This window comes from Bdellovibrionales bacterium (assembly GCA_019750295.1).
Classification (GTDB): domain Bacteria; phylum Bdellovibrionota; class Bdellovibrionia; order Bdellovibrionales; family JAGQZY01; genus JAIEOS01.
This window is the reverse complement of record JAIEOS010000048.1, coordinates 23,981-50,472: the sequence shown is the minus strand read 5'-3', so window position 1 is coordinate 50,472 and position 26,492 is coordinate 23,981. Positions and strand designations below refer to the sequence as shown.

Genomic DNA, 26,492 nt, shown 5'->3' with positions numbered 1-26,492 from the left:
ATGGATACAATCCAAGAGCGCATTAAAGAACTTAAATTAAAGAACGAACAAGCGTTCAGTGGCGGAGGCGCCGACAAAAACTCAAAGCACAAGCAAGGCGGCCGCTTAACTGCGCGCGAACGTCTCGAGGTGCTTTGCGATCCGGGCAGCTTTGTGGAAACCGATCGTTTTGTCAGTCATCGTTGCAATAACTTTGGGATGGCCGACAAAAAAGTTCCTGGCGACGGAATTATTACCGGTTACGGAAAAGTGAACGGTCGCCCGGTTTACGTTTACAGCCAAGACTTTACAGTTTTTGGTGGAAGTATGTCGCGCACTCAAGCGAATAAGATTTTAAAAATCATGGAGCAAGCCATAAAGAACGGCGCTCCCATCATCGGACTCAACGACTCCGGTGGAGCTCGGATTCAAGAGGGCGTCGAAGCCCTTGGCGGTTACGCCGACATCTTTCTAAAGAACGTTTTATCTTCCGGAGTGGTTCCTCAGATTTCTGCGATCTTAGGCCCATGCGCCGGTGGAGCCGTTTACAGTCCATCGATCACCGATTTTGTGTTTATGGTGAAAAACACGAGCTACATGTTTGTGACTGGCCCCGATGTCATCAAAGCGGTGACTCACGAAGAAGTGACAAAAGAAGATCTCGGCGGAGCGATGACTCACAATCGCAAATCGGGAGTGGCTCACTTTGCCGCGGAAGACGATAAGAATTGTTTGCTCATGATTCGAGAGCTTTTAAACTTTCTTCCCTCCAACAACATGGACGATGCTCCTCAGGTCGAAACCAAAGATTCTCCAGATCGTTTGGTCAAAGAATTAAACACGTTCCTCCCCGACAACTCTCGTAAACCTTATGATATGAAAGAGCTCATTAAACTTGTCGTGGATGAAAGCTACTTCCTCGAAGTTCATAAAGATTACGCCGCCAACATCATCGTGGGCTTTGCCCGCTTCAATGGTCAGAGCGTGGGAATTGTCGCCAATCAACCTCAAGTGCTTGCGGGCTGCCTCAATATCGATGCGAGTAAAAAAGCCGCGCGCTTTATTCGCTTCTGTGATGCCTTTAATATTCCCGTTGTTTCCTTCGTCGATGTTCCAGGATTTTTACCAGGCACGGATCAAGAGTGGGCTGGCATTATCACTCACGGCGCAAAACTTCTTTACGCTTATGCCGAAGCCACCGTTCCTAAAATCACCGTCATTACTCGAAAAGATTACGGGGGTGCATATTGCGTGATGTCCTCTAAGCATTTACGCGGAGACGTGAACCTCGCCTATCCTTCTGCAGAGATCGCGGTCATGGGTGCTGAGGGTGCGGTCAATATCATCTTCCGCGATGCCATCAATAAAGCCAAAGAGCCTACGGAGAAGAGACAAGAATTGATTAGCGATTACGAAGGAAAATTTAACAATCCTTATGTGGCCGCAGAGCTTGGCTATATCGACGAGGTGATTGAGCCTTCGCAAACTCGCAAGCGCATCGTTCAGGCGCTGGATATGCTTAAAAACAAACGCGATACGAATCCACCTAAAAAACACGGAAATATCCCGCTGTAGAGGTTTATGATGCCGAAGATGTTTAAAAAAGTTTTAGTCGCTAACCGTGGAGAGATTGCTGTTCGCGTGATTCGGGCTTGCCGCGATTTAGGAATTCCTACAGTCGCGGTTTATAGCGAGGCCGATCGTTATAGCCAACACGTTCTTCTCGCCAACGAAGCCTACGAGATCGGACCACCTCCCAGCACCGAATCTTATCTTCGCGATGACAAAATTTTAGAAGTCGCAAAGTCCTCCGGGTGTGATGCCATCCATCCGGGCTACGGGTTCCTCAGTGAGCGAGCGTACTTTGCCGAAGCTGTTGAAAAAGCGGGAATCACTTTTATTGGTCCGTCCTCTGATAATATCAAGGCGATGGGAGATAAATTGTCCGCGATCTCTCTGATGAGAAAAGCTGATGTCCCTACCGTTCCCGGAAGTAATGGTCGCGTCGATACGATTGAGCACGCCAAAGACGTCGCCACCAAGATTGGCTACCCGATCATGATCAAAGCCTCTGCGGGCGGCGGCGGTAAAGGAATGCGTGTCGTATTTAAGCCCGAAGAGCTTGAGAGCGCATTTCGTGCCGCACGTTCCGAAGGATTAAATTACTTTAAAGACGATACCGTCTACATGGAAAGATTTATTACAAATCCCAAGCACATTGAGATCCAAGTCTTTGGGGATAAGCATGGGAACGTGGTTCATTTGTTCGAGCGCGAATGTTCAATTCAGCGACGTCACCAAAAAATTATCGAGGAAAGCCCGAGTCCCTCCGTGCCCGAGGATGTTCGTAAGAGGATGGGCGAAGTTTCCGTCAAAGCTGCCAAATCCATCGGTTACATTGGCGCTGGAACTTTTGAGTTTATTTTTGATAACTCCACCAAAGAATTTTTCTTTATGGAGATGAACACACGCCTTCAGGTGGAGCACCCGATTACAGAGCAAGTCACTGGATTTGACCTCGTGAAGGAGCAGTTGCGAGTCGCGGCCGGCCATCCGCTCACGTTTAAGCAAGAAGACATTGTTCAGAGAGGACACTCTATCGAGTGTCGAATCTGCGCTGAAGATCCTACGACATTTATGCCGTCCCCGGGCTTCATTCGCCGCTTTCGCCCGCCCTCCGGCCCATTTGTTCGCGTAGAGACGTACGTGTACTCCGGATACGAAGTTCCCATTTACTACGACCCTATGATTGCTAAAGTGATCACTTGGGGACGCACTCGCGAAGATGCGATTAACCGCATGCAACGCGCGTTGATCGAATTCACTCTGACGGGCGTAAAATCAAATCTCGTTCTCCATAAATCCATCCTAAAGGCAGAAAAGTTTTTGGACGGCTCTTACACCACGCAGTTTTGCGAAAAAGATTTGATCGTGAATCAACCAGATCTCTTTAAATTTGTGGATGATAAAGTTTTTCTCTTAGCGGCAGCTCTTTGGTCTTACAATCAGCGCGAATCTAAAACAAAGCCCAAAGAGACAACAACCGTTGCCCCGTCGCGATGGAAGTCTAATGGTCGCCTAACGGGACTTCGAGGTTAATATGTATTTTGAAGCCAATCTTAAAAAGAAGAAATATCAGATCAACGTTTCTAAACGCGAAGACAATTGGTCGATCCAAATGCGCGAGACTCCCAAGGACAAATCCGACGAGGGAGACTGGGAAGAATACAGCATCCCGTTCGGCGCTTTTGAAGAAGCCGATAACGTGATCAGTTTTATTTATAAAAACGAATCTTATCTTGTGGACGTGGTCGCTGATGGTTTGGACTGCCAAGTCTTTACTCGCGGGTCTTTCCATAACGTTCAAATCTTTAACGACGAAATGCTTCTTCACGAGAGCTTTAAGACCGGTGGCTTGGGGGGAGCCGAAAGTGCGCTCACCTCTGGTATGCCCGGAAAAATCGTAAAGGTTTTTGTAAAAGATGGCGACGAAGTGAAGGCCGGTTCACCACTTTTAGTCATGGAAGCCATGAAGATGGAAAACGAAATGAAAGCGTCTTCCGACGTCAAGATTTCGAAAGTCCACGTTAAGCCCGGTGACACCGTGGAAGCCGGAGCCACACTCATTAGCTTTTAGTTGAATTTAAAATCGAAATCCTCACCCATGGTCCAGGATTCTGGGCCTCTTGATTGATGAAAATTTTTATTGGATAATAACGAACACACCCCATTGGAGCTCGTATGCGTATTCTGTTGTTATTACCACTCGTGGCTTTTGTAGCCGCCTGCTCAATCTACCGCCAGCGGTTAAATGCCCAAGCGAAGCCCACCGTCATTCTGAGCGAAAGCGAAGAATCTCTCGTTAAAAATTAATCAAATGTCCCACCGCCAGAAGTAATCCGTGTCGCTGTAAAGCGATCAGCTCCATCAATCACTTGAATCCGATCAGGACCAGTCATGGTGTAATCAAACTCAGTGGCGCCCACTTGTATTCCACAGGAGATTCCCGCTTTTTGTTGAAGGGTCTGAATTCCGGTGGTGATTTGCACCGAAGTTCCGCTGACTCTCGCAGACGCCTCTCCCGTGACCAAAAGACTTTCTGTAGGTGAGGAGCAAGTTCTTTCGAAGGCGATCTTGTTGCGATTCACATAAAAGTTGGTCACCACTGTCACCTGATCAACGAGATCCGCTTTATCCATAGCCCAACCGCCGAGAATGGTCCCCTTGGTGTTGGGGAACTGAGATTTGTCCACCGGGGTATCATTCGTATCTTCGGGCTCGCCGTCCTATTGAGAACAGCTGATGACCAAAGCAGAAATAAAAATAGCGAAGATCAATTTTAAATATTTCATAGGAACCCCTTTTATATAATTCTCGTTGATGCAGAAATAATGTCAACGAAGGGGAACGACGCCGAAAGTTAGAAGCACGCCGGTGTTGGCATTAGAGATACTGTCTGAGAGCAGCTTTCACTTAGGACTCCCGCCGTTTTTTCCACATGAAGCAGCCGGAATATCGCAGGTGCGTACCTGCGACTCAGATCGCTCTCGAACTGAACGTCGTAAGTATCTCCGTTTTCGGCAATCAATGGACAAACATAATTTCGAGTCGGCCCCTTCAAACGAAGAACTTGACCCGCAAAGTAGTCGGCCAAGTCCTCTTCCGAATGCGGATGATCTTTCCCGTCCAATGAGCCTCCGTGATATCGATCGACGCAGTCTCGATGAAACCATATCGACCCCGGCGTCAGGAGGTCCTTGGCTGATTTTGTTTTTTGAAGATTAAATTCTGTTCGCATGAGATGGCTCACATGATGACCCAACTCGTGCGCAATAATTCCGTACCCCAGATCAGGATTCTTTAGTGTAAACCAACTGAGGTACACATTTCCGTCAGAGGCATAGATATGATCTGTCAGCGTTTCGGCCTCGTAACTTTTGCAAAGGTCCCGCATTCTCGATAGCGCCCGCGTGACGGCGTCCATTTCTTGCTTGAGTGGAGACGCCTTGAGTATATTCGAAGGAGCTTCTTCCGATAAAGCAATATCCAAGAGGACGGTTGCGGGGGACGCGAGCTGCCCTTGGTAAATTGTTTGCTCCATCACTTCCGCATTCAAACGCCGAAGAATATTGTTTTCCAACGCTTTTGCCGTCGAAGGGAAAGAGTACCAGGTGGAGGAAAGCAAGATCTCCCATCGCCTCTGCGCCTCTTTGTTTTTAAACTGAATCAACTTTTTCGCTTTCGCTTTAATATCTTTGATATTCGCAACCGCTCGCTCCCGGAGAAATTCGCTGGGCGCAGTTTCGATGGAAGATCCCACACTCTGGTGACAGCTTTGGACGATCGCACCCACGTAAAATTGAAGTTGCTCCTCGTTCTTTACGGCGAGTCTTTGAGCAATCTTAAATGCATCACTGTCTGTGTACTTTTTAAGATCCGAGTACCAATCCCATGGACGAGCAAGAAGTCGCTTTTCCACGGGAGCTGCCCGCAAGAAAGTTAAAAGTTCGGCGGTCTTTAATTCTTCGGCGAGACGAACTTCATCCACCCAGTTCCACATCTCTCCCCGGCTTTTTCCACAATATAAAAAGAGTTTTTCGATGGCTCCGATAAACTGACCGAGCTCGCGCACTTGCGATTGGCATTGATCTATCGCACGAGGTAAAGAGGTCTTAAAAAACTGTCGCGGGTATTTGCGATCGAGATAATTGCGGAGAGTTTCTTTCTGATCAAAAAACGGGGGATTGATATAGTACTTACTTTTAAGAATAAGATCCACCCACTTCGATTCCTCTGTGGATAACCCTGTGAAATCGGCGAGAACAAGATCCTTGGCGCTTCCCTTCGCTGTCTGCTCCAGCGCTTTCTGCTGCAGCTTGAGATAATAGGCACTGTTCACCAAAACCAAAATCGATGGGGGAACTCGAAATTTCGGCTGCGCCAAAAGAATCTCGGCCGATTTGACTCCTCTCGAAAAAGATTGAAGAGAAACTCGGGCCATCTCTTGTAGTGCTGAATCTATTTTTTGGTAAGCTTTCGTGTCCGGCTTGTAAAGTATAGCTTCGGTCTTCGCATATTCCGCATCCACAAGACTCGTATTATCTGAAGTTGATCCGCAGAGGGAACGAACACAGGATTGAACATAAGGATATGGGCTTAAATCAGAGGCCGGAACCCGTTCTGTTTTCTTTTGAAGTTGTTCATGGGAGCAACTGAGTGTCGCCAGCGGCAAAATCAGGAGCGCGTATTTAAGCATCAAAGTTGCCTATAGATCAGAGAAACAGACTCCCCATCCACATAGGCCACTTCGGTTTGGAGCAGACCGGTTTCAGTTTGAAGAATAAGAGTCTTTAACCCCGGCCCGACATTATAAACAATAAATCCCGAAGCCATCTCTCCTTTGACCTTATCAACAATTTCTCCGCGCGTATTGAAATACACAACTTTGCGACCCGCCTTAGGTTCTTCTAAAAAAATTTCAAAAGGCTGATCGGTATCAATAAATCCAACGATGACACCGCTTGAAACATCGATGCTGTACAGCTGTTGCATCCGTTCCCACCAAGATTCATTCAGTATCGGTATATCCTGAAACTTCTTTTGTCGGCTGGCGAATGTGCTTGCAGAAACTTTGTGTTGCTGAGCTTTAGAAAATACCAAAAGAGGATCCTTATTCGCAGCAATCGGAATTTTGATAAAATCTTCGGATTTTCCGAGGAAAGTATTTTCGACTCCCAACACCGCAAGATCTAATTCGACCCGAGTGCTCGAAAGTGGATCAAAAGGCCGCACATTGATGACTTTTGATTTTCCGATCTCGAATTCGGCCTGACTCACGTAACCCGCGCGTACGGCGACGACTTTGGCGTCAACAACCTTACCTGTGGCATCGATCAATTCTAATTCGTACTCCTGATCGGGGAGGCCCACGAAAACGTACTGTCCATCTGAGGAGGTTTCTTTAAGTTCTCGGTTGGGGATATAGAAATTAAAATAGACGGGCAAATGGTCTTCATGCTTCGCAATCTGGATTCGATAATTACCGACGGGCTCACCATTTTTAGTGACCATTCCCCAAATCATTCCAGCGTCTCGCCTATTTTTTTCTGTTCCGAGGGTATCGTGGAGCGCTTTTAAAAATTTGTCGGGGAACATTCTTAAGTGGGGACGAGCTTGGAAGTCGACTAAGGATAATGATCCTTGATAGTGAGCTTTGCTGGTGGAAACAACCGCGATAGATGTGGGGGTGATTGCGGGGTCGGTGAGCTCACCCTTTTCGTCGGAGGCCATGGAGAGCTCGTGCTGGCCCACATAAACCGTCGCTTTCGGAACCGGATCTTTATGAATTTTAGAGTCGTAGGTCGAAATGGTTTTTCCCGCGCTAAAATCGACCGGCACGATTTTAATATCGACACCCGTCACCATCATTTGGTTGAGACTCCGACTCTGAGCCAGAACGTCCAAATCCACGATGGACTCGCCGAGGACAGATCCCTTGCTATCTATCAGTTGAGCGAGAAGCTCACCCTCCATACGATCGACTTTCAACTCGTAAGTGCCCTCGGCGATGGAGACTTTCCCGGGGCGCTCCTCCTCGTCTCGACGAAACCAGCCGAGTTTCACTTCGTCTTTAGGATGTGTGAGCGCCAACCCACCGCTGAGCTCGATCTTACCTTGAATCCAAAAGTGCGGAATATTATAGATCGCCTGTTCCTGCATTGGGTTTTTAGTCGAACTCAACGCGGGCTCTGTCCCCTTCGGGGCCTGAACAATCGGAGAAGACAGTGTCGCTACAGTGCCAAAATCTTGAGAAGCGGCGTTGAGGGAGAGTTTGGGGATCTCTAAGCGAGGACGATGAGTTTTTTCGATCTCTGAGTAGTAATCTTTTTCTCCCGCCACAAGAATTCGAGACGGAATATCTATTGGAATTGAATCTTCATCTCCATTGTCCAATGCATAGTCATCCTCAAGGGCTGACCAGGCTGTGGAAAACTCGTCCATACGGATAGTCATGCGTGGGATGTGCGTTTCGATGATGGGTGTTTTAGTTTTGAGTGGAGAAATAATTTGCGTCGCCATAAACACAGCGCTGCCCATGACTGTGGTCGAAATAATTTGCGTGAAAATGGCAGCCAACGTCTTCATCCTGAAATCGTCCCCTAAGTTTCTAACAACTTGCAGTAACTAGCTGATATTATTTTAGTTAGAACGCTCTATAGTCGTCAATGAAGTCGTCTTTGTCCGGACGATTAACTAGAAACTCGACCATCTTATCTAAGATGGCTTGGGCCGCATCATCGTCTTCGTCGACCACTTCGTAGGTCCCGTATTCCGTGCGCTCTTCGATCACCAACTGGACCTTGAGAGTATACGGACGACGGTCTCCAAGAATGGCTAGTCGTGCATAGGCACGTTCTTTTTTCTTGTACGCATTCTCGTACTTATCACCCTTAACACTTTGATATTTAGAAACAAGTTCGCGACCGTTAGGACTTCGACCACGAATTCCGAGAGTCGCTCGCTCAAAAGATTTGATAATCGCTTCGACCGAGTGGTTCACTCGGTCGCGCTGGACGTAAGACCCAGACATACTGTGGGTCGAGCATGAGAAAAGTAAAAAAAAGATCGGTGAGAAAAATAAGACACGGCTCATACGGCCATGTTACTTCACAATTTTCTCGGCGTCTTTCATAAATTTCTCTAGACCTTGGTCGGTGAGTGGATGCTTGCCTAAACCTTGCATCACTTTAAATGGAATCGTTACGATGTCGGCTCCGATCAACGCCGAATCAATCACGTGAATCGGATGACGAATGCTCGCCACAAGAATCTCTGTATCAAATCCGTAGTTGTCATAAATCGTTCGAATTTGAGTGATGAGATCCATACCGTTTGTCGAGATATCATCTAGGCGACCCACGAAAGGGGAAACCATTGTTCCGCCGGCTTTTGCTACGAGAAGTGCTTGGAGGGGAGAGAAGACCAAGGTGACGTTGCTCCGTATACCTTCGGCTTTTAGTTTTTTCACGGCAATCAAACCATCTTCAGTCATCGGAATTTTAACGACGACGTTGTCATGAATTTTTGCGAGTTCGAGGCCCTCTTTATACATTTCATCCGCTTTGAGTGACAGCACTTCTGCAGAAACCGGGCCGGAAACCTCTTGGCAAATCAATTTGATGGTTTCGCGCATGGGCTTACCATTGGCGGCAATCAACGAAGGGTTCGTTGTTACACCATCAACCCATCCGCGCAGATTGGCTTGTCTGATTTCTTCAATGTTAGCGGAATCGATAAAAAACTTCATAAGAACCTCGATAAATTAAAATTTCCTCACCTTAGACGGTACCCGGTACCTTTTCCAGAAGCGATGTGTAAAAAGCCGCGAGTTTCTGGCTTTTTACACATCGCTTCTGCAAAAGGTACCGGGTACCGCCTAGAGGACGTCTTCCATGGAGTAGAGGCCGGGGGACTGTTGAGTGAGCCATCGGGCCGCCGTGAGGGCCCCCTTGGCAAAGACCGCTCGGCTGAGGGCGTTGTGCTCAATGGAGATCGTCTCTTCTCCGGCCATGAGATCAATCCGGTGAATTCCAAAAATTCCACCACCTCGAATCGAAAGAGTCGGCTCAGATATTTTATTTTTATTTTTGAGCGCGTCCTCGAGAAGCAGGGCCGTTCCGCTGGGTTTATCTTTTTTTTGAGCATGATGGTATTCGGTGATTTGAATATCAAATCCGGCAGGCACTTGCAGTTGAGACAAAAGTTTTTTCAAGAAGTTCACACCCACTGAGGTGTTGGGCGCCCAAAGCACTGGTATCTTTTGCGAAATTTTCTTTAAAAACTTTTTGTGCTCTTCCTGAATCCCAGTTGTTCCCGAAACCAATGGAACTTGATTCTTCTCGCACCACTCGGCGATCGCCATCATTGAGTCCGGGGAGGAAAAATCGATCACCACGGAAGCCCCCGCTGGAAGCGCGGTGGGATCCGAAACGACTTTTTCGCTGGGATTTTCTTTTAGACCAAAGCCACCGAGATATTGCAGCGAAGACTCTGTAGAGATCAATTTTTTAATTTCGCCGCCCATTTTCCCTGAGGCGCCGCTGATAATGATCTTCACAACATAAACTCCCGGTAGATTTCGATCTGCTTTTCCATGTATTTCTTTTGCTCTTCATCGAGAGTGCACAGGGGCAAACGGACCTCATCGGATTTCGCAAGTCCCAAAAGGTGCATCGCATACTTCACAGGTATCGGATTCGAAGTGATGTAAAGATCAGAGATCATCGGTTTTATTTTTAAAAACTCTTCTTTATCGCTGGCCGCAGAGGTGCTGTGGAACCATTTTGTCATCAGGCGCGGAATAATGTGCGAGCAAACTGAAACTACGCCACGGCCGCCGAGTGTTCTTAAATCTAAACATGTTTCATCATCACCACTGGACACTACAAAATCACTAGGAACGGCGTCGATCACCTGTTGTCCAAAATCCAATTTCCCCGTGGCTTCTTTGATGGCCACAATATTTTTAACCGCAGAAAGTTGGCGAATTGTTTCGACAGAGAGGCTCGTCACCGTTCTCCCGGGGACATTGTAAAGCATAATGGGGAGACTCACCGAATTCGCCACTCGAAGAAAGTGCTCATACAAACCGCGCTGTGGTGGCTTATTGTAATAGGGGACAACGACAAGGAGGCCATCGGCTCCCGCTTCTTCTGCGGCTCGCGATGCGGAAACTGTCGCTTCGGTATTGTTAGAGCCTGAACCAAAAACAACTTTCGCTTTTCCCTTCGCTTTATTTTTCACCAATTCCAAAATCATCATCCGCTCCACTTGTGTGAGCGTGGGACTTTCTGCCGTGGTCCCATTGACGATAAATCCCGCCACACCTGCGCTGAGTTGATTATCGACAATTTTTTCTAAGGATTCGACATCGAGCTTCCCTTTATAAAAAGGAGTAATAAGCGCCGTGTATACGCCTTCAAATAATTTCATAAATACCTCTATAGACAAAATGGGCTGGACCTTCCAGAGACACTTCTCCTTTGGTCCAATCGACTTGCGCCATTAAAGTTCCTCCGGGCATGGTCACGCTCATCGCATGGTTATGTTTAAATATTTTGGCGTGAACCGCGACCGCCGCCATCACTCCTGTTCCGCAAGAGAGCGTAAAGTTATCAACTCCACGTTCTAAAGTGACGGCTTGAATATTATGCTTATAACCCTCTTTGCTCTCGTCCCAGTGGACAAAGGTGAGATTACCGCCGCCGGGTCCGAACTCTTCGGCACGAACGTATCGCGCGAGTTCGCTCGCTCTATCGCGCATATCCCACGGTGATGGCACAGGGATGACGGCGTGAGGGACACCGGTATTTACAAAGTAAGCGATCGGAAACGCCCCCTCCATGGGGGACTTTACAGTGCGCATGTCTTCTAAGGCTAAAGAATACGAAATCTTTTTCTCGCGTTCGCCCATGGATTCCGCTTGACCATTTTCACCGCGAATTAATCCTGCTCTCGTCTGCAGCATCATGTCCTGCTGGCCACCGAGAATTTTTTGATAGAACACCACCGCGCAGCGAGCCGCATTCCCGCACATGTTCGCTTCTTGACCGTCGGAATTATAAAAGATCCAGGATAAAGCGTTCGATCGAGTGGATCGAATGACCGCAACCCCATCGGCACCAATTCCTAAATTACGCTGGCACATTTGCGGAACGATTTGTTCCATGGAAATCTTTGCGGCGGAAACATCATCTTCTTTTAAAAAGATAAAATCATTCCCCGTCGCCTGAAGTTTATAGAAGGGGAGACTAGTTACCATTTTTTTTCTTTGTGCTGTTGGTTTTGGTTTTCGACGGCGCGGCCGTTGGGACCGCCCCTTTGTCTGTAGAAAATGTCACCGGCTTTAAGGGTTCGACGGGGGCCGCAGAGCTCGATGTTTCCAGCGGCGGTCGCAACGGGGGTTCGGGCCGACCCTTAACACCACAGCCCGTAAAACTGAGAAGTAATACTCCGAGACCTACGAATTTAAAAATTATGATTTTCATTCTTCCGCCGCATCTAGCTGCTCCAACGCCATCTTCTGTTGAAAGCAAACTCCAGGAATCCCACCATACGCCTTTTTGTCCTTGGTGGAAAGCCCCTGGCACTTGGAAAGATAATTTTTTAAGTCTTCTTTATGCCCGCTCCATTGCCATAACCAATAGAACGCCTCTGGATTTTTGATTTGCTGTGAATAATTTTTAATAACTTTTGCCGCCTGCGCCCCATTGGATTTTCCCTTGGGTGTCTGCTTCACCCACCACATCATCTGAAGCAGGTGGCAATAATCCATTTCATTGGAATCGTAAAGTTGAGCTTCACACTTGGGAATGGGGCTCATTGTTGCCGGAGAACCCTTTGCCAAAAGCTCGAGGTGAACCTTGTAAAGTTGAAAAATCGAAAGGTAGGGTTGTTGCGACAGTTTAAGTTCTAATATTTCCCGAGCACGAACTTCTTTGGGGTTCATGAGGCGGCTAATTAAAAACGTGGAGACCAATCGGTTATAAGGTTCAAGCGCCATCGCTTTTTCCAGATAATTGATAGCCGCTTCGTTGTCGCTATCTAACTTTTCCACAGCTTTTTCAAAAAGTCCCAAGCCTTCATCGGTGACAAACACACTCATCCATTGATTCACATCTTGCCGCTGTTGGGCGGTACGAATCCACTCTTTCCCATGAAGACGCAAAAGCTCCGAAGCCTCGGCGATCTTTCGCCGCCCGATCAGCTCCTTCACCACCTTCAAAGAAGGCTTCGCCTCCACCCCCCAAGCCTCAAAACAAACCCCAAAAGTACCGCAAGATACCAATAGAACTAAAGCGCGCTCTAAAATTTTCGAAATCGAGGCGCGAGCGAGGCCGGCGCGGAGGCGTACGACCAGTACGCCGCACAAGCAGGCCGACCGAGCAACGAAGAGTTCGGAAATTTTAGAGCGCGCGTTCTTATGCTTCTTTGTCACGATCATTGTCGTACGAGCGTACCAGAACTTCGCGCGGCTTGCTACCATTGGCTGGGCCAACCACGTTTTCTCGCTCGAGGTACTCAATCACACGGGCGGCTCGGGGATAACCGAGGCGGAATTTCCTTTGGATCAGAGACGCGCTGACGGTTTTTAAACCGGAGACCCAGGCTAAAATTTCGTCATAACGTTCATCGTGATCTTCTTCGAATTCTCCCACATCAAATTCGCCACCTTCACCCGGAGCTGATGCAAAGGCTTCACGAGTAATGGCGCGCATGGCGATTTCGTCGTACTCAGGCTCGCCCTGATCACACCAGTACTTCATCACTTCGGAGATCTCGTCTTCGGTCACCCAAGGACCGTGATGACGCTCGGGCTTGGCCACCCCAGGCGCGAGAAACAACATATCCCCGCGCGCAAGAAGGCGCTCAGCTCCCGAATCATCAAGAATAATTCGCGAGTCCATTTTACTCGCCACTTTAAAACTAATACGGCCCGGAATATTTGTTTTGATTAATCCCGTGACCACATCCTTCCGCGGACTCTGCATCGCGAGGAGTAAATGGATTCCACTGGCTCGCGCCATTTGAGCCAAACGGACCACCGCTTGCTCCACATTCACCTTATCAACTGACATTAAGTCGCCAAATTCTTCGACCACGATAACGATATAGGGCTGAGGCGTGTAGTAATAAGACTCAATGAGCTTTTCGGTCGCTTGATTCTGCGCTTCGTGCATCTCTTGTTGGTCTTTCGGAAGTGCAGCGACTTTCTCGTTAAAGGCTTCGATACCGCGGGCTCCAAATTTGGCCATCGAGCGATAGCGTTTTTCCATTTCGCGCACGGCCCAGTTCAGCGCATTCACCGCTTTCTTCGCATCCGAGACGAGCGGCAACAAGAGATGAGGCACGTTTGCAAACGCGGCAAGATCCACTTGCTTAGGATCCACTAAGATCAATCGGAGTGTTTCCGGAGAGTGCTTAAACAGAAGTCCCGTGAGGGCACACACCACAAAAACCGATTTTCCGGAGCCCGTTGTCCCCGCCACAAGCAAGTGAGGCATTTTTCTAAGGTCGACAACTTTGGGGACACCGTCGGCTTGACGACCGAGAGCCATCGGTAATTTCATGTCATCCGCCCAGAATTCATCAAGGGCAATGACGTCCTTTAAGTAGACCGTCTCGCGGTGACTGTTTGAAGTTTCAATTCCCACCACATCCCGACCGGGAATGGGCGCAATAATACGAACCGACTCACTGCTCAACGCTAATGATAAATCATCCGCGAGCTCTGTGATCTTACTGATTTTCACATCAGCGTTAGGTTTAAATTCAAATAGAGTGACGGCGGGACCTGGCTTGGCCCCCTTCACTTCGCCCTTCACGGAGAATTGACCCAACTTGTCCATAAGAAGGGTGGACTTGGTTTTAATTTCTTTTTCATCCACGCGATAACGCGTTTCGGGAGGGTCCTCGAGCATGCCCAGCTCTGGGAGTTTCCAGTTGGCAATTCGTCTTTGGATTTTCCGCTTGAGATCGACCTTGCGACGCTTGAGCGGCTCAGGCGCACTCGGACCGGCTTCTGCGGTGTCCATGACTTCGAGATCTTCCGCGTCGTCCTCGGTGATCTCCTCCTCATCGGCGTCCATGTCTTCGACGACCGGCGACGCAACTTTCGCGGAAGCGATGTCTGCCGCACGGAGTTTAGCATTCTGCGCTGGAGCCTCTTGTCGATGGATCACCATCTGAGCCTTGCGTTCCGGCGCTTGGAAGCGGAAAGACTTTATTTTTTTCCACGCCGCTTTCAAAAGCGGAACAAAATAATCCTCGGAGGTATCTTTGAGCTGAAGCATCTGGCTATGGAACGCAATCGAGATCAGTATGAGAAAACCCGTCCACAAAATCAACGCGACGCCCACGTCATTAAATAAACGACGCAGTTGAAATTGGAGAAAGTGCCCAATCACTCCGCCGATATAAATTTGATTTTTAAAAAATAAGGTGTTGCTAAAATGCAGCGACAACAAACTCGCCGAAACTAAAATAAATGCGGCTCCCCAAATCCCTCTCTCGAGCTGTGAGAGCGGCTTTGCGCGCACACTCTGCCAGCCAAAATAAAATAAAATCGCCACACCGGCCCAGGCAGTAATTCCGAACAGCTGAAGCGCCATGTCCGAGAGGAAGCTGCCAAACAGACCGCAAACATTAGTTGCGGTTTGGCGATGTCCAATCGAATTGAGTGAGGGATCCTCTGGATTGTAGCTCCAAAGAGAAAGCGCAATAAATAGCGCAGATGCAAAAAAAGAAATACCAACGACGAGTGATCGAACCTGTGATGTCTTCATTTATATATTTTAGGAAGGCTTTGCGCGAAAGGGAATGAGTGAGTCGCGAGGCTCGACTTAGTTACTGAATATTTTTATGATCGCCCGTCCTCAAATCCTCGACTGAACTTAAGTCAACCCCAAAAAATGCCATTCCTAATTTTAAATGAGGCGAAAATTATGTTTTCACCGCTTTTGGTCCTGTTTTTTTATTACGCACCGGAAAAACAAAATTTTTTTATTGATATGTAGGGCACTTAAACTTTAAAAGTTTCTTCTGTTTTAAAAATTCAGAGAAACCTTAATCTTTTGGGGACGGGACGCATGGAATTAAATCACTCAGAAAATCTTTTAGTTGCAAACCTTCAAGCTGTGAGCTTGGAAAGTTTAGTTAAAAGCAAACTCGAAATACTTTTTCGCCAACAAAAAGAGGCTGATGTTGAACTTAACGACTTACACAAGATCATCCTTGAGCAAGTTGAAAAGCCATTGATCGAGCTGTCTTTAAGACAAAATCGCGGAAACCAAGTAAAGACCGCTCGTCTTTTGGGTATTAACCGCAACACGCTTAAGAAAAAAATCGACACATATAAGATAGATGTAAAAAACATCCTTAGTTAATTCATCAGCGAGTTCGAATACGGCATCTAGATCAGCCTCGCAAATTATTACTTTTTGGGGAATCAAATGAATCTCAAGGTGCCGCCACATAATTTAGAAGCAGAAGTATCGATTATTGGCGGTATTCTCGTCGAGCCGGAAACTTACGATGTCGTCTCTGACATCCTCGGCCCCGAAGATTTCTACAAGTTAGCTCATCAAAAAATCTATCAGGCGGTGCAAGAGCTCCAGGCGAAGAGCCAGCCGGTCGATATTATTACGGTGTCCAACCATCTCTCGATAAAGAAAGAATTGGACTCCATCGGTGGCGCCAGCGCACTGGCCGAGATCCTCAACCAAGTCCCAGCGGCGATCAATATTCGAGGATATGCCACAATCGTTAAGGAAAAGTCCCTTTTAAGGAAGCTCATTAATGCCAACGCCGAGATCATGACTCAGGCTTACGAGCAGTCCTACGAGTCCCTCGATCTCTTCGTCGATTCTGTGGAAGCCAAGATTTTTAAAATTACGGAGCAAAAAGATACCAAAAATAATCTCATGAGCGCCTCTGAGCTCATTAAGATCAGTATTGATCGCATCACCGAACTGGCCAGTCGTCAGCAGGAGATCACGGGAATCTCGTCGGGATTTGCCACACTCGATCGGATGACGGCGGGATTCCAGCCCGGCGATTTGGTCATCGTCGCGGCTCGTCCGTCGATGGGAAAAACAGCGTTTAGCTTGAACATTGCGCTTCACGCCGCCCTCAAAGAAAAGAAGAGCGTTGCGTACTTCTCGGTGGAGATGGCGCGCGAGCAGTTAATGATGAGAATGTTGGCGTCTGAGGCGCAGGTGAATATGTCGGATCTCCGAGTCGGTCGCATCAGAGACTCTGACTGGCCGCGATTGATCGATAAAGCCTCTGCACTGGCCGACACGCAACTTTACATCGATGACACCAGCTCGATCTCTCCTTACGAAATCCGATCCAAGGCTCGTCGTTTAAAGACCCAATTGGGCTTAGACATGATCGTCATCGATTACTTACAGATTATGGGTCTCCCTGGTCGTAACGAAAGCCGTGAACGGGTCGTTGCCGAGATTTCGAAGAGTTTGAAAAGTATTGCCAAAGAATTACGCATTCCTGTGATCGCCCTCGCTCAGCTCAACCGGGGCGTGGAAGGTCGTCAGGGAGATATGAAGAAGCCGGTGCTTTCGGATCTGCGGGAATCAGGCTCCATCGAACAAGATGCAGACTTGATTATGATGCTTTATCGCGAAGAGTATTACGATCCTGAAAATCAAGATATCAAAGGCCAAGCGGATCTTCTCATTCGTAAACACAGGAACGGTCCGGTCGGCGATGTGAAACTCAAGTGGCAAGCAGCTCACGGTCATTTTACAGAATGGCAAGACGAGCCGTATATTCCACCTGACAACTCTTCTCCTTACGGCGCTGGCGGCGGCAGACCCGGCCCGGGAAACAACCCACCGTCGGGCGGTAAAGTCAGAAACTGGGCCCCGGGGTCCAATTCTAATCCTTAATTTTCTGGCGGAGGGATTGCATCCCTCTCCGGCCATATGAAAACGCGTTGGTTTATTGGTTTCTACCAGAGACTTGTGTTGAGTCTTTTGCCAGTCATGGCAGTCTTTACATTGATTGCAGAAAATGCCCCCGCCCAGTCTCGATGCGTGGACTTATTCACCAAGTATCCCTCGGCCGGATTCCATTATGTGATTTCACCTTTTGAGCTCCGAGAAACTCTTGCCCGCCATCGTCTTTTTGTGGGTCACGGTGAAGCCAAGGATCGAAACGCCGTCGGCCAAATTCGATTTTCGATGTTTAGCCGGTGGGATTCTCCCACCGCCCGTTTGCTGAGGAATTTTCAAGAGCAGTGGGGCGTAGAGTTGTTATTCCAAAATCGTTTTAATGCGTCTGAGCCCGATCATGCTCGCCAGCAGATTACACCTACAATTACGAATGGAAATCAGCTGACAAATCTCAAAATTCCAGTGGAGCTTCTTCTCAATCATCAACTTCTTTACTCTAAATTAGGAATTATAAAAGACGCCTTGGAACACGCTCGTCGGATTGAGTCTTTGGGAGGAGAAATCCTGTTGATGCCTCAAGGCGATGTCCTGATCTTATCGATCGAGAGAGTTTCTGAAAACTCGCAAGATCCGCTCTTGCGTTTATTGGGCCGCCGGCAAAAACGCTGGGATTTAAGCTTTACGTTTTCGGACGGTCTTATCGATAAAACATTAGAACATGCGGCGGGTTACGCTCGGGGGAGACGCATCGTTCTCCGCAACGATTATTTATCCTCCACCGAATCCCAATGGCTCTCCCCCGAGGGAGTGCGTGTGATCGTCCACGAAATTGTTCATGGATCCACGGGGGCGCGATGGGCGCGTTACCGTGCCAGCAACCCCGATCTCATCGATAACGGGCGAATGATCGAATTTCGTCCTCGAAACTCCGGGGACATCTTGAGCGACATCTTACCTAAGATCTATCAATCCTATTTCCGCTCCGATGAGGTCGAGGCCTACGGACTTGAATCGTATTTTGAATTGAATCCCGCAAAATCCCTGGTCGAAGCTCGGCGGTTTTTGATCCAGCTCAAGTGGCTCAATGAGGCCTTAGAGCAAATCGAGACCTCTGTCTCTCCACTCCAAGTCGTCGTGACTGGAAGCAAGGTGACAATGACTCTTTCAAAAGCGGTGATCGAAATTCCTTATTTAGAACCTATTCCTTTAACCTCGGAGAGACTCAAAAATGATCTTCGAAAGATTTTGAAAAGTCGAATTCGACAGCTCGTTCATTTTCATCGAATGTTGCCAGTGCTTGAGCGCAGGACTGATCCTGGCGCTCTCAGTAACGTCATTGACCTTGAGTAGACCAATTTCCTAAAGATTAAGATAAAAAAGGCAGCCTCACGAGCTGCCTTTTTTGAGATCCTTCGCTTTCGCTCAGGATGACTATGGATAGTTGGGACGGACGATAACTTAAGCCTTAGCTTCTTCAGTGCGCTCGACAGAAACTGCGATCTCTGCTTGGAGATCTTCGGCGAACTTGATGAGAGCTTTGTGCTGTCCCAAAACCTTAATAGGCTCAGGGATAGAAATATCTTTTTTATCGATCGAGTAGCCTTGTTTTGCGAGTTGATCCGCGATGTCTTTAGAGGTCACAGATCCAAAGAGTTTATCTTTTTCTCCCGCTGCCATTTTGAAAGTGACCGTTGTCTTTTTAACGGTATCTAAAAGCTGAGCCTTTTCTTTCTTTTCAGTGGCTTTGCGAGCATCAGTAACGCGCTTCCAGTGCTCAAGCTCTTTGACGTTCCCTTCGGTGGCGACAACTGCCAAATTGCGAGGGAAAAGAAAATTACGGGCATAACCTTCCTTAACGTTAACGAGATCACCAGTTCGGCCTAAATCTCTCACTTCTTTCTTTAAAACGACTTTCATTTTATGGCTCCTCTGAAGGGCGGTTCACAACTTCTTTTTTGTACCATCTTGATCTATAATTAAACCAGAGATCTGACAAGCCTAACCCGACGATAAACACAAAAAGGTGCACGCCAAGGATGAAAAACAGGCCGGCTTTCAAAAAATAATTGATCCGCATTTTATTAAAAAAGAATCCTACGATAGATAAACCCTGAAAATAATATCCAGCCACAACCACATACAGGGTATTCAGACAGATCTTCTGTGCTGTAATGTACTCTGGCGTTTTTAAGAGAAAAACTCCCGCCGTGGATAAGATCAGGGCCCAAATGACATGATCAGGCACTCGGAATTCTGTCAGTCGTTGGGACTTTGTCTGTGGCTTTACAAAGACGATGCTTAAAAATACTAAGATCATAAGACCGATGGATGTGATCGCAGGAACCAAAAGAATGATCTGTTGAACATCCACAGCCTTCATATCGAAGTTGGGTAACTTCTGCGCCATCTCCAATGAGTTATTAATGTGCTGCTTGAGAAACGGAATGAGCGTCGTCTGTTTGTACTTCGCCCATGCTGTTAACATTAAAAGTAAACTTAAAACGGTGAGCGAAACTGACGAAATCGCGGTGTAAAACAGGGGGAACTTGTGCTCTTCAAGATCCGCAAAAATTCCCACGAGTAAAAGTACAACCGCTTGATAGAATGCCCACTGGGGAACAAACGCTAACAGCGCCAGCGACGAACTCGTCGCAAAAAGCCAATAAGGCCAACGCCCAAACTGCAATCGTAGAAACCGCGCGGCCAATGGAGCTAACAGGACAAAGCTGGATGTCAGCGCTGTCACCATGAGCGAACCAAATACAAAAAGGCCTACGGTCTTTTTAGTGGGCACGAGACTTCCTCAACCGAAATGCGCGACTAGCGCATTGGTTTTTTAGCTTTAGCAAGAGCTCGTTTTGCGTCACGCTCTTTGCGTTCGATCAACGCTTCTTTAAATTTTGTAAGGTAGCTGTTGAGCTCTGTCGTGTCAGGAAGACGAGTGTGCATAAAGCGAAGAACTTTGTCGTTAATGCGCATTGTACGCTCAAGCTCGTTGATCGCATCAGGTCCCGCTGTGAATGTGCAGTGGAAGTAAACCGCGCGAGTCAATTTATCGATGTTATTGGCAAGTTTGCGAGTGCCCCAAGTATCAACGTTGTGCATTTGTCCCTTAAAGCTTTCGATAGTCTTTTTGTTCTTTTGAAAAAGAGACTTTTGCTCATCTTCAGAAGTATTAGGATCCATTAAAATGATGGCTTCGTAAGGACGGATGACGGATTCGGACTTGAGTTCAAACATTCTGTTTTCCTTTCGGTTAAAGCCCTAGACGATGATCGCTAGTTGTAGACCGATTATGGAGTGTCGATCCCCGCGATTTTTATTCTAGAGCAAGGTAGGCACTTGTTAGCACGACCCGGACCGCGAAGTCCATTGAATTTGCTTATAGAATTGGCGAAAATGGCCCTATGAGCATCACCATTCAGATTCTTTCCGGAGCTCGCTACGGAGAAACTTTAACCCTCGACACCACCACCACCCTCGGGCGGGACGCAGATATTACCTTTGATGATGCTAAAATGTCGAAAATACACGCAATTTTTCAGTTTCAGGAGGGCTCCGGATGGCGCCTTGTCGATAACGAATCGAAAAACGGGGTCTTCGTCAACGGGAAACCCATCAGTATTTTTGAGCTCACCGAGGGTGATCTCATAGATATAGGAATTACTCAGTTCCGCGTCGGCTCTATCGCCACATACTGGAAGCCCCAGCTGAATCAAACGCTCCTTTCGGCTCTGGATAAGGTGAAAAACGGTCCGATGGAACTCGTCGCGTTCACTCCGATTCCTGTCTTTAAATTTGCCGCTGGAGTTCAGGTCGGCGAGAAATGGGTGTTAGAGTACGGACCCCGCAAAGCCGGTGGCGAAAGCGACGATCTCCAAATTTTCGAACCGAAGTGTCCCGACATCGCTTTTGAAATTGTTCCCGGAACAAAAGGTCCTAGATTTAAAACCGACTATCCTCAAATTGTAAAAATTAACTCTCAATCGAAATCTTCAAAAACCCTCGCTAAGGGAGATAAAATTTCTATTTACAATACTGTCATTGCAGTGGATTTTATCAGCCTATGACGTTTATCGAAAAAACCTCTGGCACTTTCGAAAGTTTTGATGGCACACGCTTGTATTATGAAGTGCGTGGGCAAGGAAAGCCCTTAGTTTTTGTTTACGGAATCGCCTGCCTGATGAATCATTGGAATCCTCAAATCCAATATTTTTCTCAAAATTATCAGACCATCATGGTGGATTTTCGCGGACATCATTTTTCCGAAATTCCCTCAAATAAGAAGAATTTAAGCCTCGAAGCTTTGGCGAAAGATCTCCACGCTCTTTGCGATCATCTTAAGATCGAAAAGGCGGATTTTATTGGACATAGCTTTGGTTGCGAAGTCGCACTTCAAGCCTATTTGTTAAATCCTGAACGATTTAGAAGTTTAACATTTATCAGTGGCTTCTTTAGTAATCCGTTTGCTCAGTTGGCCAGTGCCGATGTGCTTAAGGATGTATTTAGGTACGCAAAAAAAGCCTACAACGCCTATCCCGAAATCGTGACCTCGCTCTGGAAAATGGGCGCGACAAATCCCATTTCGGTATTTTTAAGTTCCCTCGTCGGAGGATTCAATATTCAAAAAACCGCGATGAAGGACATCGAGATCTACGCGCAAGGGGTGGCCAATATTGATGTTCGGGTATTCATCACTTTATTTGAGCAACTGATCTCGCACTACAGTTTAGATCAGCTCCCTCTCGTGAATGCTAAAACTCTTATTATTGCCGGTGAAAACGACGCTCTCACACCGCGAGAGATGCAGGAGCAGATGCGTGATCTTCTTAATAATGCAGAATTATTTATCGTTCCCAGCGCGTCCCACTGCGTGCAGCTCGATTTCCCCGATGTTGTGAACGAAAAGCTCGATGAGTTCCTAAAGACCACGTAGAGGGAACCCTACGAGGCGAGCTCGGGATGAATTCCTAGGGGCCTCCAAAATTTACACGCCGCGCAATTATCCTTACCTTACCCTCTGTTCTCCATTAGTTTCGCAAAAAAAAGGAAGTCTAATGAAAACTCTATCGTTTCTATTTGTATATCTATTGATCTCAACAGCGACCGCACACAATTTCGAAGGAAGTGTCGATTCCATCAACGTTATCGACAAAACCAGTACCTACAAAAGCGTTATAGAAATTGGTCGATTCAGTGATTCGAAGCAACTCCCTCCCAGTTGTCCGTTTGCTCGCTACGCCCGTCATTGCTTAGCATCTTTAACGAACGGTTCATTTGAACCCATGATGGGATACCCTGTGAATTACGGTGAGAACATCACGATCCTCTTTGATCGAAAAAGTTTAGACCAAGGGCTCTTTGCTCGTGTGAACCGTCAAAAACTCTTCGAATTCACAGACTGCAATGGAGCTATGGACCAAAATAAAAGATATTTTAGCTCTCTTAACCAAAACATCACTGTCGACATCAGTCAGTACGACGGAGTTTGTCTTCGCAACAACAACGTGGTGGTCACCTTGACCGACTCACGTTCGCTGTAAGTCCAACACGAATGCAAAGATATCTATAATGAAAAAAGGCGTCTCCAGGACGCCTTTTTAATTTGAGATTCTGTGAAGTGAGAGATGCGGCGCATCCGTAAAAGGTACCGGGTACCTTTTTAGAAGCCGCCGGTGACTTTTTTGTCTGGGCGCTTGGTCATCGTGGCTTTGAAGAAGTCGCGATTCATGCGGGCCATGCTTTCGAGCTTGATCTCTTTCGGGCAAGCTCTTTCACACGAACCCGTGTTGGAGCAGTTTCCAAATCCCAACTCGTCCATCGTTTGTACCATGTTGAGCACGCGCTGTTTGCGCTCGGGCTGACCCTGTGGAAGAAGACCCAAATGAGAAATCTTCGCTCCAGTAAAAAGCATCGCCGCCGAATTCGCACAGGCCGCAACACACGCTCCGCAACCGATACATGCCGCAGACTCAAAAGCGAGATCGGCGTTTTCCTTAGGAACGGGGAGGGCGTTCGCATCTTGCGCATTGCCTGTGTTCACAGAAACGTATCCACCCGCTTGAATAATTTTATCTAAGTTAGAGCGATCGACCTTTAAATCTTTAATCACTGGGAAAGCGCGCGCGCGGAAAGGCTCGATGACAATAGTGTCACCGTCTTTAAAGCGACGCATGTGAAGTTGGCAGGTCGTTGTCCCACGATCCGGACCGTGAGCCGATCCATTAATCACCATCGAACACGATCCACAGATGCCTTCGCGACAGTCGTGATCAAATTCAATGGGATCTTTCCCCGCGAGAATGAGCTGCTGATTCACAACGTCCATCATTTCGAGAAAGGACATATGCTCCGTCACATTTTTAGCTTCGAAATCCATAAAGTGACCTTGATCTTGAGCATTTTTCTGACGCCAAATTTTTAATTTTAAAGTCATGTTTGCAGACATCTTTCGCTCCTACTTGTAGCTTCGCGCTGAAGGTTTAACGTTTTCGAACTTTAATTCTTCGATGTGACGCTCGGTCTGACCCACACCTTTGTATTCCCAGGCGGCAACGTGCGCATAGTTCACATCGTCGCGCTGAGCTTCGTTGTCTGGTGTTTGGTGCTCTTCGCGGAAGTGTCCACCACAGGACTCCTCGCGAGTGAGAGCATCGCGCGCCATCAGTTCGCCCAGCTCAAGGAAGTCTGCCACGCGACCTGCTTTTTCGAGCTCTTGATTGACGTAGTCTTTAGTTCCTAAAATTTTAACATTTTTCCAGAAGTCCTCACGAAGCTGTGGGATATCTTTGAGCGCTTTATTTAGGCCCGTCGCACTTCGCGACATGCCCACCTGCTCCCACATGATGTGACCCAGTTCCTTATGGAAATCGTCCACAGTGCGATTGCCGTTAATACTCAACAACCGATCCAACTGCTCTGAAGATTGCTTTTTAGATTGTTGGAAGATTTCGTCTTTCTCGCTAATTCTAGAGAGCTTGGAGCCCTCACCACCGAGGTAGTTTCCAATGGAGTACGGAAGAACAAAATATCCATCGGCAAGACCTTGCATGAGTGCCGAAGCGCCGAGACGGTTCGCTCCGTGATCCGAGAAGTTGGCTTCTCCACCAACAAACAATCCAGGAATGGTGCTCTGTAGGTTATAATCGACCCATAGGCCACCCATCGTGTAGTGAACGGCAGGATAAATTCTCATCGGAGTTTCGTAAGGATCTTCTCCCGCAATTTTCGCGTACATCTGGAAGAGGTTCCCGTACTTTTCAGAAACTTTATCTTTCCCTAAGCGCTGAATCGCATCGCGGAAGTCGAGATAGACCGCTTTACCGGTCACGCCTACGCCTCGTCCCTCATCCACGCGAAACTTCGCTTGGCGAGAAGCGATGTCTCGCGGAGCTAAGTTTCCAAAGCTCGGGTAGATTCTTTCGAGATAATAATCGCGCTCTGACTCTGGGATTTGTTGCGGCGGCCGTTTGTCGCCTTTTTCTTTGGGCACCCACACCCGACCATCGTTCCGCAAAGACTCTGACATTAACGTCAGCTTCGACTGATAGTCCCCAGAGACCGGAATACATGTCGGGTGAATTTGCGTAAAGCAAGGGTTCGCAAAAAGTGCGCCTTTTTTATGACATCTCCAAGCCGCTGTGACGTTGGAGTTCATTGCGTTTGTCGAAAGATAGAAAACGTTTCCGTAACCGCCCGTAGCGAGAATCACGGCGTCCGCAGTATAAGATTCGATTTCGCCAGTCACAAGATTACGAACCGTGATCCCACGAGCGCGCCCGTCAGCGACGACAACATCGAGCATCTCGCGGCGGCTGTGCATTTTCACTCGGCCCAGTTCCGTTTGGCGCATCAAAGCCGAATACGCACCGAGGAGGAGCTGCTGACCTGTTTGTCCGCGCGCGTAGAACGTTCGCGACACTTGAGCTCCGCCGAAGGAGCGATTGTCTAAAAGACCGCCGTAATCACGGGCAAAAGGAACGCCTTGAGCGACACATTGATCGATAATGTTTTGAGAAATCTCGGCCAAACGATACACGTTCGCTTCACGAGAACGGTAGTCTCCACCCTTGAGCGTGTCATAAAATAATCTGTAGATCGAATCGCCATCGTTCGGGTAGTTTTTTGCGGCGTTAATTCCACCTTGAGCGGCGATCGAGTGCGCGCGTCGAGCGGAATCTTGAATGCAAAAACTAAGAACATTGTAGCCCATTTCACCAAGAGAAGCGGCGGCGGCTCCGCCAGCAAGGCCGGTTCCAACAACGATCACCGTGTATTTGCGGCGGTTCGCAGGGTTAACGAGTTTCATTTGGAACTTATGTTGTTCCCATTTTTTATCTATGGAGCCTTCTGGAATTTTTGCGTCTAGTTTCATGGCTTCTCCTAAGAGTTCAAAATTACGTAAAGAGGTTGAGAGATAAATCCGCCGGCAACAACAATGGCATACACGATCCCGATTTTACGAATCGTCGGCGTGTAAGCCGGGTGATTAAATCCTAAAGATTGAAACACCGAGGACACACCGTGACTCAAGTGATAGCCGAGAATAAGCAAACAAACGATGTAGCCGACCACGTATGCGGGATTCGCAAACACTTCAAACAGCAGGCGGCTTAAATCGCGCATCACCACTCCGTCGTAAGTCACGTCGTAATGAGTTCCGTACTTAAAAGTAATGAGATGATAAATAATAAAGAACAAAATGATCGAGCCCTGGTAAGCCATCGTTTTGGAAGCCGGTGTCGCGCGTTTAGCGGCGGAGGGATTGACCGCGTACTTGATCGGTTTAGCGCGGCGGTTTTCGATGGTTAACCAAGCACCAATCACCACGTGACCGATGATGGCTGCAAGCAGGATCACCTCGGTTCCGTAAAGTAAAATTTTATTAGATACGATGGCGTGTCCGTACTTGTTGTACGCTTCCGCGCTCACCAAAATCAGCATGTTTCCGGCCATGTGACCAAACACAAAGCCTGTCCACACCAATCCACATATTCCCATGATCATTTTTCGCCCGATCGACGACCGCAAAAGGCTCAT

At 47.7% G+C, this 26,492-nt stretch carries 26 protein-coding genes; 9 read left to right on the top strand and 17 right to left on the bottom strand.

Features of this window, described 5'->3' with window-relative positions; translation table 11 throughout:
* The 3 genes from K2Q26_09405 to K2Q26_09395 are packed head-to-tail and all read left to right on the top strand — an operon-like array spanning position 1 to position 3,616.
* Positions 1-1,554, top strand: coding sequence for an acyl-CoA carboxylase subunit beta (locus K2Q26_09405; GenBank protein MBY0315724.1), 1,554 nt, complete (start codon positions 1-3; stop codon positions 1,552-1,554).
* 6 nt (positions 1,555-1,560) lie between these two features.
* Positions 1,561-3,078: an acetyl-CoA carboxylase biotin carboxylase subunit gene (accC, locus tag K2Q26_09400; protein ID MBY0315723.1), complete on the top strand. Its 1,518-nt coding sequence runs from the start codon at positions 1,561-1,563 to the stop codon at positions 3,076-3,078.
* 1 nt (position 3,079) lies between these two features.
* Complete coding sequence (locus tag K2Q26_09395; GenBank protein ID MBY0315722.1) at positions 3,080-3,616, top strand: acetyl-CoA carboxylase biotin carboxyl carrier protein subunit; 537 nt, start codon at positions 3,080-3,082, stop codon at positions 3,614-3,616.
* A gap of 232 nt (positions 3,617-3,848) precedes the next feature.
* Here K2Q26_09395 and K2Q26_09390 read toward each other — a convergent pair whose 3' ends face one another.
* The 11 genes from K2Q26_09390 to K2Q26_09340 all read right to left on the bottom strand — a co-directional run bounded on the left by K2Q26_09390 (position 3,849) and on the right by K2Q26_09340 (position 15,323).
* On the bottom strand, positions 3,849-4,232 hold the full coding sequence (locus tag K2Q26_09390; GenBank protein MBY0315721.1) for a hypothetical protein: 384 nt from the start codon (positions 4,230-4,232) through the stop codon (positions 3,849-3,851).
* Positions 4,233-4,399: 167 nt separating this feature from the next.
* Positions 4,400-6,235: a hypothetical protein gene (locus tag K2Q26_09385; GenBank protein MBY0315720.1), complete on the bottom strand. Its 1,836-nt coding sequence runs from the start codon at positions 6,233-6,235 to the stop codon at positions 4,400-4,402.
* On the bottom strand, positions 6,235-8,124 hold the full coding sequence (locus tag K2Q26_09380; protein ID MBY0315719.1) for a hypothetical protein: 1,890 nt from the start codon (positions 8,122-8,124) through the stop codon (positions 6,235-6,237). Before K2Q26_09380 ends, K2Q26_09385 begins: the two co-directional genes overlap by 1 nt.
* Before the next feature lie 58 nt (positions 8,125-8,182).
* On the bottom strand, positions 8,183-8,569 hold the full coding sequence (locus K2Q26_09375; GenBank protein MBY0315718.1) for a hypothetical protein: 387 nt from the start codon (positions 8,567-8,569) through the stop codon (positions 8,183-8,185).
* A gap of 72 nt (positions 8,570-8,641) precedes the next feature.
* Entirely contained in the window at positions 8,642-9,286 is a 645-nt protein-coding gene (fsa, locus tag K2Q26_09370) for a fructose-6-phosphate aldolase (protein MBY0315717.1), read from the bottom strand.
* A 129-nt stretch (positions 9,287-9,415) separates the two neighbouring features.
* Positions 9,416-10,096, bottom strand: coding sequence for a 4-hydroxy-tetrahydrodipicolinate reductase (locus K2Q26_09365; protein MBY0315716.1), 681 nt, complete (start codon positions 10,094-10,096; stop codon positions 9,416-9,418).
* Positions 10,093-10,971 (bottom strand): 4-hydroxy-tetrahydrodipicolinate synthase, encoded by an 879-nt coding sequence (gene dapA, locus K2Q26_09360; protein MBY0315715.1) that lies wholly within the window; start codon positions 10,969-10,971, stop codon positions 10,093-10,095. Before dapA ends, K2Q26_09365 begins: the two co-directional genes overlap by 4 nt.
* On the bottom strand, positions 10,958-11,800 hold the full coding sequence (gene dapF, locus K2Q26_09355) for a diaminopimelate epimerase (GenBank protein ID MBY0315714.1): 843 nt from the start codon (positions 11,798-11,800) through the stop codon (positions 10,958-10,960). Before dapF ends, dapA begins: the two co-directional genes overlap by 14 nt.
* Entirely contained in the window at positions 11,790-12,026 is a 237-nt protein-coding gene (locus K2Q26_09350; GenBank protein ID MBY0315713.1) for a hypothetical protein, read from the bottom strand. Before K2Q26_09350 ends, dapF begins: the two co-directional genes overlap by 11 nt.
* Complete coding sequence (locus tag K2Q26_09345; GenBank protein ID MBY0315712.1) at positions 12,023-12,976, bottom strand: hypothetical protein; 954 nt, start codon at positions 12,974-12,976, stop codon at positions 12,023-12,025. Before K2Q26_09345 ends, K2Q26_09350 begins: the two co-directional genes overlap by 4 nt.
* The gene (locus K2Q26_09340) at positions 12,960-15,323 is read right to left on the bottom strand and encodes a DNA translocase FtsK (protein ID MBY0315711.1); all 2,364 of its coding nucleotides are present in this window, start codon (positions 15,321-15,323) and stop codon (positions 12,960-12,962) included. The genes K2Q26_09345 and K2Q26_09340 overlap by 17 nt, the downstream gene beginning before the upstream one ends.
* A gap of 303 nt (positions 15,324-15,626) precedes the next feature.
* Here K2Q26_09340 and K2Q26_09335 point away from each other — a divergent pair, with 303 nt between their 5' ends.
* The 3 genes from K2Q26_09335 (at position 15,627) to K2Q26_09325 (ending at position 18,803) form a co-directional block, all read left to right on the top strand.
* Entirely contained in the window at positions 15,627-15,923 is a 297-nt protein-coding gene (locus K2Q26_09335; GenBank protein ID MBY0315710.1) for a site-specific DNA inversion stimulation factor, read from the top strand.
* 66 nt (positions 15,924-15,989) lie between these two features.
* A complete protein-coding gene (dnaB, locus tag K2Q26_09330) occupies positions 15,990-17,447 on the top strand; it encodes a replicative DNA helicase (protein MBY0315709.1) in 1,458 nt (485 codons plus the stop codon).
* Positions 17,448-17,483: 36 nt separating this feature from the next.
* A complete protein-coding gene (locus K2Q26_09325) occupies positions 17,484-18,803 on the top strand; it encodes a hypothetical protein (GenBank protein ID MBY0315708.1) in 1,320 nt (439 codons plus the stop codon).
* A 108-nt stretch (positions 18,804-18,911) separates the two neighbouring features.
* Here the strand turns inward: K2Q26_09325 and rplI are convergent, their stop codons facing one another.
* Genes rplI through rpsF form a run of 3 tightly spaced genes read right to left on the bottom strand, consistent with a single transcriptional unit; the run spans position 18,912 to position 20,693 of the window.
* Positions 18,912-19,370: a 50S ribosomal protein L9 gene (gene rplI, locus K2Q26_09320; protein ID MBY0315707.1), complete on the bottom strand. Its 459-nt coding sequence runs from the start codon at positions 19,368-19,370 to the stop codon at positions 18,912-18,914.
* A gap of 1 nt (position 19,371) precedes the next feature.
* The gene (locus K2Q26_09315) at positions 19,372-20,247 is read right to left on the bottom strand and encodes a YybS family protein (protein MBY0315706.1); all 876 of its coding nucleotides are present in this window, start codon (positions 20,245-20,247) and stop codon (positions 19,372-19,374) included.
* A 26-nt stretch (positions 20,248-20,273) separates the two neighbouring features.
* Positions 20,274-20,693: a 30S ribosomal protein S6 gene (gene rpsF / locus K2Q26_09310; protein ID MBY0315705.1), complete on the bottom strand. Its 420-nt coding sequence runs from the start codon at positions 20,691-20,693 to the stop codon at positions 20,274-20,276.
* A gap of 167 nt (positions 20,694-20,860) precedes the next feature.
* Here rpsF and K2Q26_09305 point away from each other — a divergent pair, with 167 nt between their 5' ends.
* From K2Q26_09305 to K2Q26_09295, 3 genes are all read left to right on the top strand, one after another.
* Complete coding sequence (locus tag K2Q26_09305; protein ID MBY0315704.1) at positions 20,861-21,523, top strand: FHA domain-containing protein; 663 nt, start codon at positions 20,861-20,863, stop codon at positions 21,521-21,523.
* Complete coding sequence (locus tag K2Q26_09300) at positions 21,520-22,389, top strand: alpha/beta hydrolase (GenBank protein ID MBY0315703.1); 870 nt, start codon at positions 21,520-21,522, stop codon at positions 22,387-22,389. The genes K2Q26_09305 and K2Q26_09300 overlap by 4 nt, the downstream gene beginning before the upstream one ends.
* Positions 22,390-22,510: 121 nt before the next feature.
* The gene (locus K2Q26_09295; GenBank protein MBY0315702.1) at positions 22,511-22,996 is read left to right on the top strand and encodes a hypothetical protein; all 486 of its coding nucleotides are present in this window, start codon (positions 22,511-22,513) and stop codon (positions 22,994-22,996) included.
* Between the two features lie 119 nt (positions 22,997-23,115).
* On the opposite strand, the gene K2Q26_09290 is transcribed toward K2Q26_09295, so the two are convergent.
* Genes K2Q26_09290 through K2Q26_09280 form a run of 3 tightly spaced genes read right to left on the bottom strand, consistent with a single transcriptional unit; the run spans position 23,116 to position 26,492 of the window.
* Positions 23,116-23,901: a succinate dehydrogenase/fumarate reductase iron-sulfur subunit gene (locus K2Q26_09290; protein ID MBY0315701.1), complete on the bottom strand. Its 786-nt coding sequence runs from the start codon at positions 23,899-23,901 to the stop codon at positions 23,116-23,118.
* Positions 23,902-23,910: 9 nt separating this feature from the next.
* Positions 23,911-25,827: a fumarate reductase/succinate dehydrogenase flavoprotein subunit gene (locus K2Q26_09285; GenBank protein MBY0315700.1), complete on the bottom strand. Its 1,917-nt coding sequence runs from the start codon at positions 25,825-25,827 to the stop codon at positions 23,911-23,913.
* A gap of 8 nt (positions 25,828-25,835) precedes the next feature.
* A complete protein-coding gene (locus tag K2Q26_09280) occupies positions 25,836-26,492 on the bottom strand; it encodes a succinate dehydrogenase cytochrome b subunit (protein ID MBY0315699.1) in 657 nt (218 codons plus the stop codon).